Source organism: Nocardioides sp. NPDC057577, assembly GCF_042801335.1.
GTDB lineage: Bacteria > Actinomycetota > Actinomycetes > Propionibacteriales > Nocardioidaceae > Nocardioides.
The window spans coordinates 1-12,361 of sequence record NZ_JBHVGB010000178.1; the positions used below are offsets into that span (position 1 = coordinate 1).

At 71.4% G+C, this 12,361-nt stretch carries 13 protein-coding genes; 7 read left to right on the forward strand and 6 right to left on the reverse strand.

Translation table 11 applies throughout. From position 1 onward, the window contains the following. Nucleotides 1-240: 240 nt before the first annotated feature. A complete protein-coding gene (locus tag ACFU7D_RS24845; protein ID WP_378872370.1) occupies nt 241-726 on the forward strand; it encodes an STAS domain-containing protein in 486 nt (161 codons plus the stop codon). A gap of 49 nt (nt 727-775) precedes the next feature. Here the strand turns inward: ACFU7D_RS24845 and ACFU7D_RS24850 are convergent, their stop codons facing one another. Beyond that, the gene (locus ACFU7D_RS24850; RefSeq protein ID WP_378872372.1) at nt 776-1,039 is read right to left on the reverse strand and encodes an SHOCT domain-containing protein; all 264 of its coding nucleotides are present in this window, start codon (nt 1,037-1,039) and stop codon (nt 776-778) included. A 162-nt stretch (nt 1,040-1,201) separates the two neighbouring features. Here ACFU7D_RS24850 and ACFU7D_RS24855 point away from each other — a divergent pair, with 162 nt between their 5' ends. From ACFU7D_RS24855 to ACFU7D_RS24875, 5 genes are all read left to right on the forward strand, one after another. Beyond that, nucleotides 1,202-1,915 carry a hypothetical protein gene (locus ACFU7D_RS24855; RefSeq protein ID WP_378872375.1) on the forward strand — a complete coding sequence of 238 codons (714 nt, stop codon included), beginning with the start codon at nt 1,202-1,204 and terminating at the stop codon, nt 1,913-1,915. A gap of 111 nt (nt 1,916-2,026) precedes the next feature. Beyond that, complete coding sequence (locus tag ACFU7D_RS24860) at nt 2,027-2,974, forward strand: universal stress protein (protein ID WP_378724120.1); 948 nt, start codon at nt 2,027-2,029, stop codon at nt 2,972-2,974. Nucleotides 2,975-3,423: 449 nt separating this feature from the next. After that, nucleotides 3,424-4,395: a universal stress protein gene (locus ACFU7D_RS24865; protein WP_378872378.1), complete on the forward strand. Its 972-nt coding sequence runs from the start codon at nt 3,424-3,426 to the stop codon at nt 4,393-4,395. 14 nt (nt 4,396-4,409) lie between these two features. Further along, nucleotides 4,410-4,826 carry a pyridoxamine 5'-phosphate oxidase family protein gene (locus ACFU7D_RS24870; RefSeq protein WP_378872381.1) on the forward strand — a complete coding sequence of 139 codons (417 nt, stop codon included), beginning with the start codon at nt 4,410-4,412 and terminating at the stop codon, nt 4,824-4,826. A 9-nt stretch (nt 4,827-4,835) separates the two neighbouring features. Then, nucleotides 4,836-5,726, forward strand: a complete 891-nt coding sequence (locus ACFU7D_RS24875; RefSeq protein WP_378872384.1) for a universal stress protein — start codon at nt 4,836-4,838, stop codon at nt 5,724-5,726. A 55-nt stretch (nt 5,727-5,781) separates the two neighbouring features. Here ACFU7D_RS24875 and ACFU7D_RS24880 read toward each other — a convergent pair whose 3' ends face one another. From ACFU7D_RS24880 to ACFU7D_RS24900, 5 genes are all read right to left on the reverse strand, one after another. Next, nucleotides 5,782-6,924 carry an NAD(P)/FAD-dependent oxidoreductase gene (locus tag ACFU7D_RS24880; protein WP_378872387.1) on the reverse strand — a complete coding sequence of 381 codons (1,143 nt, stop codon included), beginning with the start codon at nt 6,922-6,924 and terminating at the stop codon, nt 5,782-5,784. 2 nt (nt 6,925-6,926) lie between these two features. Beyond that, nucleotides 6,927-7,121 (reverse strand): ferredoxin, encoded by a 195-nt coding sequence (locus ACFU7D_RS24885; RefSeq protein WP_378872390.1) that lies wholly within the window; start codon nt 7,119-7,121, stop codon nt 6,927-6,929. Continuing rightward, the gene (locus tag ACFU7D_RS24890) at nt 7,118-8,542 is read right to left on the reverse strand and encodes a fatty acid desaturase (RefSeq protein WP_378872393.1); all 1,425 of its coding nucleotides are present in this window, start codon (nt 8,540-8,542) and stop codon (nt 7,118-7,120) included. Before ACFU7D_RS24890 ends, ACFU7D_RS24885 begins: the two co-directional genes overlap by 4 nt. Before the next feature lie 112 nt (nt 8,543-8,654). After that, on the reverse strand, nt 8,655-9,845 hold the full coding sequence (locus ACFU7D_RS24895) for a PucR family transcriptional regulator (protein WP_378872396.1): 1,191 nt from the start codon (nt 9,843-9,845) through the stop codon (nt 8,655-8,657). 36 nt (nt 9,846-9,881) lie between these two features. Next, a complete protein-coding gene (locus ACFU7D_RS24900; RefSeq protein WP_378872399.1) occupies nt 9,882-10,409 on the reverse strand; it encodes a GNAT family N-acetyltransferase in 528 nt (175 codons plus the stop codon). Nucleotides 10,410-10,682: 273 nt separating this feature from the next. Between ACFU7D_RS24900 and ACFU7D_RS24905 the strand changes: the two genes are divergently transcribed. Further along, on the forward strand, nt 10,683-12,361 hold a 1,679-nt coding region (locus ACFU7D_RS24905), incomplete at its 3' end, for an ABC-F family ATP-binding cassette domain-containing protein (protein WP_378872402.1).

The following is a 12,361-nucleotide window of genomic DNA, read 5'->3' on the forward strand; positions in this document are numbered from 1 at the left end:
GGTCGATCACGCCGGTGGTGGCACCGAGCGTCGACGGATCGAGGAAGGGATGGAAGAACCGGTGGAGTCCGGGGGCTTCCAGGTCCCAGTCGACGGCCAGTACCCGCTTGCCGTTGGCAGCGAGGATCCAGGCGGTGTTGGCCAGGGCCATGGTGCGCCCCGTGCCGCCCTTGTACGAGTAGAAAGTGACGTTGTGGCCGCCCTCGGCGTCCCTGCTGTCAACCCCTCGCCGCCGGCGTGATGTGGGGCGTACTGATCGCGGTCGGGCTCTCGGTGCTGGACCTGCTGCGCCGGGTCGCGCATCCGCACGACGCGGTCCTCGGTCACGTCCCAGGGCTGGCGGGGATGCACGACGTGGACGACTACCCCGACGCGGAGGAGGTGCCCGGCCTGCTCGTCTACCGCTACGACTCGCCGCTCTTCTTCGCCAACGCCGAGGACTTCCGCACCCGGGCGCTCGCCGCGGTCGATGATGCCGAGTGGCCGGTGGAGTGGTTCTTGCTGAACGCCGAGGCGAACACCGAGGTCGACGTCACCGCCGTCGACGCGCTCGAGGCGCTGCGCACGGCGCTGAGCGAGCGAGGCATCGTCCTCGCGATCGCCAGGATCAAGCAGGACCTGCGTGACTCGCTGGCTCCATCCGGCATCCTGGACAGGATCGGTGCGGATCACCTCTTCCCGACGCTCCCGACCGCGGTCGAGGCCTTCCGGCAGCGCGAGCGGTGATGTGCGGACCAAGGACATCGTGATCGACCTCGCCCGCAGAGGGCCGTGGTCAGCGTGGTCCGGCGATCTCCCGGGCTCGCAGCGTCGCCATGCGCCGCTCGTAGTCGTCCTCGTCGATCTCGCCACGCGCCAGACGCATCGCGAGCACGTCTTCGGGCGTGCTCGGCGCTCCGGTGGGCAGCGGCTCGTCGCGGAGGAGCCTGCGACCGACCACGACGGCCGAGGCGATGATCAGACCCCAGAACAGGATCATGCTGATGGTCATCAGGGCATAGGCCCAGCCGCTCATCCCCGAGCCGTACCAGTACATCATCGCGAGCTCCTTCATCGTTCGCCGAACCGCATGCCCCGACAGTGGGCCGGGCGATGGAGGCGCAGCGAGTGGCCAACGACTGCCGGTGTCGGGGCTTTGGTCCCGGACCGGGAGGAATCGTGGCCCCTCCGCCCGGCCCCGGCTTACCGGGAAAGTGAGCTCATGAGACGTTGGGTGTGGGCCGCTGTGCTGGGCATGGTGGTCGGCTGCGGTGTGGCCGCGCTCATGGCGTGGTCGGTGCCCATGACGGTCGGGTGGTGGGCGGGCGGGAGCTTCATCACCTTCACGATGCTGATGTGTCTCGGGCCCGAGGAGAAGTCGATCCCGTGGCCTGTCCTGCTCAGCAGAAGCCTGCTGTGGCCGAGCGCGGCGCTGGCGGCCGCAGGGCTCGTCCTCGCGCTCGGTCTGACCAGCGCGCTGTTGGTGATCACGGCGGGGCTGGCCTCTGTCTGGGAACTGGGGTGGCTCGGCCGGCCGCCGCGCACCGAACGACCGCTGAAGAGCCGCGACCGCCTCGGCAGGCGGAGGGCGTACGCAGGAACGGCGGCAGCAGCCATCGGACCCCAGGCGGGCGACCCGGTCGACCCGGTCGACCCGGGCGAGGCCGTCTTGGCGGTCACCGACGGGCTGACCGACACAGACCTGTGCCGGGCCTGGCGATCCAGCTACGTCGCCCTCGACCGGGTCACGGACCTGGGCGCGAAGCTGCGCGCGGTCGAGATCCGCGAGGTGCTTCTCGATGAGCTCGAGCGACGCGACGCGCCGGGGCTGGAGGCGTGGTTCCGCTCCGGTGCCCGGGCGGCAGGTGGGCCGGATCGCTACCTACGGGGCCCAACGCCGGACAGTGACGAGGCACGCACCGAGCCACGGCCCTGAGGACCTTCGGCCCGACCTGCCCGACCTACGTCCCTGGCACCGCGCGCACGGGCGGGATTCGCTTGAGACCACTGGAGCGATCACGCGATCTCGCGATGGAGGGACATATATATGACCGCGACCTCGAGTCCGGGCTGGCCGACCACTGTGAATGGGGAGCCCTCGAGTCGACCGGCCCGTCCGCCACTGCCGCTGGAACCGAGGGTCGTTGTCGGCGTGGACGGCTCCGAGTCCAACCGGGCCGCGGTGGCCTACGCGATCGCGGAGGTGGCCGCCTCTGGCCGGCCGCTCGTGCCGATCGGGGCCGTTCGGCATCCGGTGCGGCACCAGGACGGCGCCGTTGACGGGCGCCTCTGGCCCGTGCTGAGGCGGATCGAGCGCCAGGTCGAGGCTGCAGATGCCGACGTCCGGACGGTGTCGCTGATCGAGTTCGACCACCCGGTGCCGGCCCTGCTCGGATACGCGGACGTGGAAGATCTGCTGGTCGTCGGCAAACGTGGCCTCGGCGGCTCTCGTCGGTTCCAGGTCGGATCGACGGCGATGAGAGTCGCCGGACGGGCCCTCGGGACGGTGGTGGTCGTGCCGCCAGGGTGGGGCCCTGCGGACCACCTCGGGGAACCGGTCGTCGTCGGTGTGGACCCGGACGGTCTCCATGAGCCGGTGCTGCGCGCCGCGTTCGAGCGCGCCTGCCGCGACCGGGTCGAGCTGGTGGTGATGCACTCGGTCAACCTGCATCCCGTGCTCGTCTGGGACCCGACCGTCAACGCACCGCTCGTACGAGACGGACAGGAACGCAGCAGCATGGACCTCGAGGCGGCGATCAAGCCGTTGCGCGAGGAGTATCCGCAGGTCCAGGTCACGATCGAGCGCGACCGCGGCCACGCCGCCAGCATCATCTCGGCCCGGTCGATCGGCGCTCAGCTGGTCGTGCTCGGACGACGCCATGACGCACGTGGCACCTGGGGTCTCGGTCCGGTCGCGCGCGAGGTGATCCACAGCGCAGAGGTGCCTGTCGCGGTGGTGCCCTGTCACTCCGACCCAGCCGACCGAGATGGTTGAGCCGATGACCTGGAGCGCTGCGATGACGGGCTAGGGAGACCGGCCGAAGAGCCTCCGGGAGCCGACCACAGGGGGTGTGGGCCGGACCCGGGGAAGACGCCCGGTAGGGGCTGGTTACGCATCAGGCCCCTACCGGGCGGTTGGCCGGGTCCTACCGGGCGTGAGGCACGCGTGGAGGCCGACCGTCCTGACGCGCCGGGGGGTCATCGGCGACCACCTGCTCGGTGCCTGATCGTCGGCGTGCTGGCGCTGACGTACGCCGGTGACGCCTGGGGCTTCGGCCTGCGGTGGGCACGCATGCCGGTCGTGATGCACCACGGATGGCTGCGATCTCGATCCCGTCGTCGTGCACGAGCACGGCCCATGCAGGTCCTGGACCGACCAAAGGCCTTCGGTTCGGGCCGACGGTCCCTGTCCGCCGATCACCTCGCTCCCCAAGGCTTGGATTCATGAGCGAGAGCAGGGACCTGATCCTGGCAGGGGTCGACGGCACCGATGGCGGACTGGCCGCCGCTCGCTACGCCGCCACGGAGGCGGCCCGGGCCGGCGTCGCGCTGCACCTCGTCTATGTGGTCGACCCGTATGCACCGCCGCTGCCGACCTGGCCGCCGGCGCCCAGGGACCCGGACTCGAGGATGGGCAAGCTGGGGCGAGCGATCCTTGCCGAGGCGGAGGACGCCGTCGCGGACAGCGGCGCGGTGGTGAGCACCTACCTGCTGCTCGGCCGCCCGGCGTCGGTGCTGGTCAAGGCGGCCGCCAAGGCGCGCCTGCTCGTGCTCGGTGACCAGAGACGCAGCATGTTCGACCGGCTCATCACCTCCTCGATCCTCGGCCCGGTCGCGGCACACTCGGCCGTACCGATGGTCGTCGTCCCCTCCGCCTGGTCGGGAGAGGACGGACCCCGCAACATCGTCGTCGGCGTCCAGGACGCCACCACCTCCGTCGCCCTGGTACGCCGCGGGCTGGAGGTGGCGGCTGCACGCGGGGCGCGGCTACGGCTGCTGCACGCCTGGCACACGTTCGGTGCGTACCAGGACTACCTCACCGTCGGGAGCGAGGAGCGGGCGTGGACCGACCGGGCCGAGCGCGAGCTGACCGCGACCCTCGAGGCCGCCCGGAGCACCTCGGACCCGTCGACCGCCCGGGTCGACGCACGGATCGAGGTGGTGCACGCCCAGGCGGCGTACGCCCTGGTCGACGCGTCCCGGCATGCCGGGCTGCTGATCCTGGGCAGGGGCCGGCACCTCCTCGGCCTGGGGCAGCTGGGCGGCACCTCCCGGGCGGTGCTTCGGGAGAGCAGCTGCCCGGTCGAGATCAACACACACGTGGCCCCGGCGTTCGAGGGGGGCGCCGGGGCCGCCGAGGCCACTGTGGGCCTCGGCACGACAGCCGACGAGCCGGCCCTCTCCGGACGACCGTGATGAAGGAGCAGAGGATGTACCTGGCAGCACGATGGTTTCCGGGACACCTGACCACGATCGACCGCGACGAGTGCCTGGAGCTGCTCGAGCGCAGCGAGGTCGGACGGGTCGCCTTCGGCGACTCGGAGGGACCGATCGTCCTACCGGTCAACCACGTCATGGTCGGAGAGCGGATCGTGTTCCGCACCGCCCCGCACACGGCCATGGCGGACCATGTCGGGACCGGACCGGTGTCGTATCAGATCGACGAGTTCGACTCCTACACCTCCTCGGGCTGGAGCGTCCTGGTGCGGGGGACCGCGGAGTTCGTCGACGGCGTCTGGCTGACCGCGCACGACCTCAAGCCGGAGCCGTGGGCCGACGGCCGGCGGACGCTGTTCGTCTGCATCACCCCGAGCCAGATCACCGGCCGGCGCGTGGTGCCGGTCTGAGGAGTCGAGATGACGTACGAAACCATCATCCCTGTGGGCGCCGTCCTGGTCGGCGTCGAGAGCTGGCCGGCAGCCGCCGAGAGCGTGTCCTGGGCGGCCGAGCAGGCGTTCCGGGACGGACGCGACCTGTGTCTGCTCCATGTCGTGTCCGCCACGACCCTGGACACCCCGCCCGGGTTCCGGGCGGGTGGGCCCTCGGAGCCCGAGCAGGACTACGGGGCGACCGTGCTGGACAGGGTGAGGAGCTACGCCGAGCTTCGCCTCGACGAGCTCTCCAGAGCCACGACGTTCATCGGCCACAGGCGTCCGGTGGTGAGCATCGTGCTGGAGATCGGGTCCGCGGCCCGTGCGCTGGACGAAGGTTCCAGGAACGCGTCGCTGCTCGTGCTCGGATCGCGGGGGAGAGGGCCGATCCGCAGCCGCATCCTCGGCTCGGTCAGCAGGTCCACCGTCAAGGACGCACGGTGTCCGGTGGTCGTGCTGCGCCCGGGTGGGGGAGCCGTGGGCCGAGGGGTGATCGTCGGCATCGACGGGACCGCCGACTCGGCGCCCGCCCTGGAGTTCGGCTTCGCTCAGGCAGCCCTGCGGAACCTGCCGATCACCGTGCTGTACTGCTACCGCCTCCACGGCGCCGACCGTCGCGACGAGTACCGGCTGCTGGCAGCGGAGTGCGTGGCAGGACTGCGGGAGCGCTTTCCGGACATGCACCCGCGCCTGCGGATCGAGTCGGGAAGCCTGGCGCACGCGCTCGCGGACCAGTCCCAGACCATGCACATGGTCGTGGTCGGCGGGAACGGAGGCGTGGCCAGCCACCTCCTGGACCACGCGCACAGCGTCGTCGCCGTGGTCCCCTCGGCGCTCTCCCGCGCCGACACGTCGCCTCCGGCGACCGCGGTGTGAGCGCGGTGTGAGCGCGGTGTGAGCGCCGGACGACGGCGCGGCTCTCGGTGTGGGCTCAGCGGCGGCCGGCCAGCGCGCGCCGGAGCCTGGCGATCGGGCCCGGGCTGTCGATCCCGACCGCGCCCACCTCGTTGCCGTCTCGCCGGTAGAGGATGAACCCGTCCTCGCGCTCCTCCTCCTCGGCTGCCGTGGTCTCGCCGACGACCTGGATCCGGCGACCGTGCCAGGTCGACCAAGCGAACGGGACGGAGGCGAAGACCTCGCCCGCTCCGGCGGCGTTCGCCCCGGCGACCCGACCCTGCTCTCCGGCGGCGGTCCAGTGCTCGCTGCGCTCGCCGTCGACGCACGCCACGTCACCTGCGGCCCAGACCCCGGGTGCCGCGGTGGCGAGCCGGCGGTCGCAGAGGACTCCGCCGGTGCGGTCGTCCAGGGCGACGCCGCTCCCGGCGAGCCACGCCGTCGCCGGACGGGCGCCGATGCCCAGGACCACGGCATCGGCGGCGAGGGTCTCGCCGGTGCTCAGCTCGATCTTCTCGATGCCGCGGTCCGAGCTGCGTACGCCGGAGACGGTTGTCCTGGTGAGCAGCCTGACGCCGGCGTCGGCATGGAGCTGCATCAGCCGCGCGGCGCCGAGCGGGCCGACCGCGCGCTCCAGCGGGCGGCTGCTCGCCTCGACGACGGTGACCTCGATGCCGCGGGCGCGGGCGCTCGAGGCGATCTCGGAGCCGATGAACCCGGCTCCGACGATCACCACGTGGCGCGCGCGGGCCAGCGAGTCCCTGACGGCCAGTGCGTCGTCGTAGCGACGGAGCACGTGCACGTCGGGCAGCCCTGTCAGCCCCGGCAGGGTCGTCGCCGTGCTGCCGGTGGCGATCACGAGCGCGTCGTAGCCGAGCTCTCCGGCGCTGGTGGCCACCGTGCGCCGCTCGGTGTCGAGGCCGTGGGCCCGCACCCCGGAGAGGTGGTGCACCCGCAGCTCCTCGAGCACCTCGTTCGAGCGCAGCACCGGCACGCCGGGCTCCTCCTCGCTGGAGAGAACCGCCTTCGACAGCGGCGGTCTGTCATACGGCGGGTGGCGCTCGTCGCCGACGATGGTGATCGGCCCGGACCAGCCGGCCTGACGCGCGCCCTCGACGGCGCGGAGCCCGGCCAGGCCGGCCCCGACGACCAGGAGATGACGGTCGTGGAGAGAGGACATGCTCACCCCCGGAGACGGAGCGCGGAGACCGGGCAGGAGTCGATGGCGGCCCGGACGTACCCGCGGTCGGCGTCGGGCACCTCGTCGGTGAGGACCTCGACAAGGCCGTCGTCGCCGATCTGGAAGTAGGTGTCGGCCTGGGTCTCGCACATGCCGATGCCCTCGCAGAGCGTCCTGTCCGCCTCGATGGTGCTCATCGCGCGACCTCCTTCAGGTCGAGGTCCGTCAGCGGGACGAAGTCGACCTTCTCGCGTACGCCGCAGTCCGGGCAGCACCAGTCGTCGGGGATGTCTCGCCAGGCGGTGCCGGCCGCGAAGCCCTCGAGCTCGTTGCCCACCGCGACCTCGTAGACGTAGCCGCAGCCCGGGCACCGGCCGGCGGCGACCTCGTCGTGGAAGGTCTGCCGGGTGACGTCGTCGACGCCCTCGTGCGTCGGCTCGGCGGCCGGGGGCGGGAACGTGGCGAGCAGCTTGTCGAGCCGTCCGGGACGTACGTTGGCCAGCCGTACGTCGCCGTCGAAGTGCGCGACCACGCGCTTGTCCATCACCCGGCGCCACAGCGGCGGGACCAGGGCCAGCACGATCATGCCGGCATAGCCGGTCGGCAGTGCCGGGGACTCCCGGTAGTCACGCAGGGTCTGGTAGCGCCGGGTCGGGTTGGCATGGTGGTCGCTGTGCCGCTGCAGGTGGTAGAGGAGCACGTTGGTGGCGATGTTGTTCGAGTTCCACGAGTGCATCGGCAGCACCCGCTCGTAGCGCCCCGACGTGGTCTTCTGCCGCAGCATCCCGTAGTGCTCCAGGTAGTTGACGACCTCCAGCAGGGAGAACCCGATGACGGCCTGGAGGACGAGGTAGGGCAGGATCCCGACGCCCAGCCAGAGCGTCATGGCGATCCACAGGGCCACGCTCATCAGCCAGGCGTTGAGCACGTCGTTGCCGAGGTGGAACGGGTGGGTGCCCTTGCGCCGGTAGCGCTTGGCCTCCAGGCCCCAGGCACTCTTGAGCGAGCCGAAGACCGTGCGGAACCAGAAGCCGTAGAGGGTCTCGCCCATCCGGGAGGAGGCCGGGTCCTCAGGCGTCGCGACGCGGACGTGGTGGCCGCGGTTGTGCTCGATGTAGAAGTGACCGTAGAAGCTCTGCGCGAGCGCGATCTTGGACAGCCAGCGCTCGTGGCTCTCCTTCTTGTGGCCGAGCTCGTGGGCGGTGTTGATGCCGATGCCGCCGATGAACCCGATGGTGAGGGCCAGGCCGATCTTGTGCGCCAACGGCCAGTCCTGGGTCGCGATCAGGTACATCGCGAAGGCGAACCCGGCGTACTGGATCGGCAGGAACGCGAAGGTGATGTAGCGGTAGTACCTGTCCTCCTCGAGCTCCTCGATGACGTCGTCGGGCGGGTTGGAGCGGTCCAGGCCAGCCGCGAAGTCGATGGCCGGGACGAGTCCCAGGACCACGATCGGACCCGTCCACAGGAACACGCCCCACCCCGTCAGGGCGTAGCCGCCCACGGCGATGAAGGCGAAGGACGGGACCACGAGACCGAGGAGCCACAGGTAGCGCTTCCGGTCCCGCCACCTCTCGGTGGAGCCCCTGTCGACGGTGCCGCTGGCGTCGAGTGTCATCTGCTGCCTCCTGTGAGGTCGGTTACGTCTCCTGTCAGAATGGACGTAGGCAACAGGGAAGTCTCTGGGCGATCAGGCCGAATCGGTCACGGATTACTGTGCTTTTTCACAGTCATGGCCGCAGGAAGGCGTCGTGGTAGTCGAGCGCCAGCAGCAGGTCACCGGCCCGCTCGCGCAGCGGGTGGCCCAGGAGGCCCTCGGCCTGGGCGAGGCGGTAACGGATGGTGTTCTTGTGGATGCCGAGCCGTTCGGCGAGCCGGTCCGCGGTCTCGGCGGAGGTGAGCACCTCCCGCACGGTCTCGCGCAGCCGGTCGTGATGGGCGTCGCCCAGGCCGCGCAGCGTCGTCCGGGTGAACCGCTCGGCGGCCGCGGGGTCGTGCGCGATGAGCACCAGCGCGGCCACGTCGCCGTAGGAAGTCACCGCCTCCTGGCGCCCTCGCGCCAGCGCGACCCGCTGGGCCGCCCGGGCGTCCCGGTGCGCGGCGACGAAGCCGTCCAGACCGCCTGCACCGACACCGACGGTCACCCGGACGGCGGCGGGATCGATGCCCGTCCCGTCGATGGTCTCGGGCCGTTCACCCATGGCGAGCCAGGCCCACACCTCCCGGCCGCCGGGGCGCACCAGCACGGACCGGGGGTGGCCCGCGCCGCGGGCGACAGCGCCGAGTGCCGGCTCGAGCTGCTCGATGGCATCGGCGGTGAGCGCGTGCGCGACCAGCGCGACGTGACCGGGGACCTGGACCGGATGGCCGTCGAGGGCGGCGGACAGCTCGGCGGGTGAGACGCTGCGGTCGCCCAGCGCCTGCGAGACCACCTCGAAGCGGCGGGCGTCCCCACGCTGCCGGATCCGGTCAGTCTCGGTCTGGTGCAGCAGCACCGACTGCTCGACCGAGGAGCCGAACCACGCGGTCGCCTTCGTCCAGAACCAGACCAGCAGGCCCGCGCGGTCGAGGTCGCTCGGCGCCTCCTCGACGACCTGCACCGCGAAGTCCCAGCTCGCCTCCTGCGCCCGCTGGTAGATCTTGAGCAGCAGCGGGAGACCGAGATGGCGGCGGGCGATCTCGAGCGCCACGGTGCGCGCGGTCGGCACCAGCTCGAACGGCTCGTTCGACCGGGTGAGGCCGTCCAGGAAGGCGTACCAGTGCTCTTCGACGGCCGCCAGGAGCAGCGGCCGGAGATCGGCCAGGTCGACCTCGCCGTCGGCCAGGATCGCGTCGGCCGTCGAGGCTGCCCAGCGGGCCACCTCCTCCGGGCGACGTTGTTCGGCGGCGAACGCCGTCACCCAGGCATCGAGCTCGGTCATCGCGTCCACCTCTCTCGACGTGCCGGCGGTGGCAGTTTACAAAGCCGCAGGGATCTCCATCCGGAGGAGCGCACCGGGCCAGGGCTCGGGCTGACCGGTGTCGACCGTGAAGTGCCTCACGAGGACGAACCCGAATCCTTCGTACGTCCGGACGAGCGCCTGGTCGTCGCCGGCGTAGCAGTCGAGCCTCATCTGCGTCGCACCTCGTTGCCGCGCGATCTCGACAGCGTCGTCGACCAGCATCCGGCCGACGCCGGAACCGCTTCGGGCCCGGTCGGTGACGAGCAGCTGCAGGTAGAGCTCGGGGATCGGTGCGGGCTCGACGTACGGAAGTGGTTCCTCGGCCAGGACGCACACCCCGACGACCTGGCCGTCGGCCTCGGCGATCCGCGCGGTGCGCTCGGTGAGCATCGTCCGGATCTGCTCGACCCTGGCCTCGATGGTGGAGAACGGCTCCGCGCCCCACTGCCCGGTGCGGCCCTGTGAGGCGAGCCAGGCGACAGCGGCGTCGAGGAGGTTCAGGGCGTCGGGGAGGTCGGCGACCGACCCGGGTCTGACATGCATGGACGGAACGTTGGCAGGGCCGGGTGCGCCTGTCGAACACTTTCCGCCGCGGGGGCGTCTCGAACAAATGGATCGCGCGCGGGCACTCGGCCCGCTAACGTTCACGGCGATGGGAACTCTGAAGTAATCGATCGGGACGCTGCGTCGAGGTTTCTCCGCAGCGGGTCCTGAGCGACCGCGTCGTCCGATCGGCGCGCTCGAGGTCCGTGTCCGATTCCGCATCCGCCGGATGCGTATCGCCGTGGTGGTGCTCCGCCGCGGAGAGGAGTCCTCATGTTCCCGTCTGCTTCATTCCGTTCCACCTCCGAGCGCAGCCACCGCGTCTGCGAGCTGCGCTCGGCGACGGTCCGCTTCGCCGAGCGGATCGTTCTCGACCGTGTCGACCTCGTGGTCGGCCCGACCGACCGTCTCGTCGTGATCGGCGACAACGGCGCCGGGAAGTCGACGCTGCTCGACGTGCTCGCCGGTGTCGTCACACCGGTCGCCGGAGAGACTCGCGTCGTCGTCCCCGGCGGCATCGCGCACGCCTCCCAGGAGCCCCGGTTCCCGGCCGGAGCGACGGTGCAGGACTCCGTCGACCTCCTGCTCGCGGACCTGCGCGCGCTCGAGTCACGGATGAGGTCCTGCTCCGATCGTCTCTCGGTCGCCGACGATGGCGAGCAGCCTGCGCTGCTCGAGGAGCTCGGCGACCTCGTCGATGCCTACGAGGCGCGCGACGGTTACGGCGTCGACCGTCGCGTCGACGCCGCCCTCGACCAGCTCGGCTTGGGCGGCCTCGACCGCGGACGTTCGGTCGAGGAACTCTCCGGAGGAGAGCGAGCTCGTCTCGCCCTCGCCGTCGCGCTCTTGTCCAACGCCGAGCTGCTGCTGCTCGACGAGCCGACGAACGACCTCGACGGCTCCGCACTGACATGGCTCGAGGAGCGCCTGGCCGCCCACCAAGGTGCGATGGTGGTGGTCACGCACGATCGCGCCTTCCTCGAGCGGTTCGCGGTCGACGTCGTCCAGGTATGCGACGGGGGGCTGCGCCGCTACGGCAACGGCTACACCGGCTTCCTGGCAGCGCGCGCGACCGAGCGACGGCGCCAGGCCGAACGGCACGAGGCGTGGACGACCGAGCTCGACCGCAACGAGGCGCTCGTCGCGGCCAACGCGTTCCGGCTCGACTCGATCCCACGCAAGCTCGAGCTCGATGGGTTCGGGCACGGCGCCTTTCGGGCGCGCAGCCGCGACCACGGGGCGATGGGGCGGATCCGGATGGCGAAGGAGCGCGTGGCCAGGCTGCGGGCCGAGCCGGTCGCCCCGCCACCCGAGCCGCTCCGGTTCGACGCCGGGCTCCAGGGCGAAGCGGCACCGGGTGGCGAGCCCTACCTCGCCCTTCGCGACGTACGCCAGCAGGCGGGCGCCCGGCTGAGGATGGCCGAGTGGGAGCTGCGTGCCGGGGACCGCTGGCTGGTCACCGGACGCAACGGCGCTGGCAAGACGACGCTGCTGCGGCTGCTGGCCGGGGAGATCGCCCCGGCCGCGGGTGTCGTCGATCGGGCGCCGGGGGTGCGGGTCTCGTGGCTTCAGCAGGATGTCACGGCGCCACCTGCGGGGACGGTCGTTTCCGTCTTCGCCGGCACCCTCGGAATCCATCGCGACGACGCCGTCGAGCGGCTGCGCCGGTTCGGGCTGCTTCGCGCCGAGGACCTGGGTCGTCAGGTGCGGGCCCTCTCGGTCGGGCAGCGCCGCCGCCTCGACCTGGCGATCGCGCTGGCGGATCCCGGTGACGTACTGCTGCTGGACGAGCCGACCAATCATCTCGACCCCGAGCTCGTCGAACAGCTCGAGGATGCGCTCGACGCCCATCCCGGCACGGTCGTGACGGTCACGCACGACCGTCACTGGATCCGCCGTGCCTCCGCGTCGCGGCGAGTGCGCGTGGGCGGAGGCCCGGCGGAGGTGGTCGA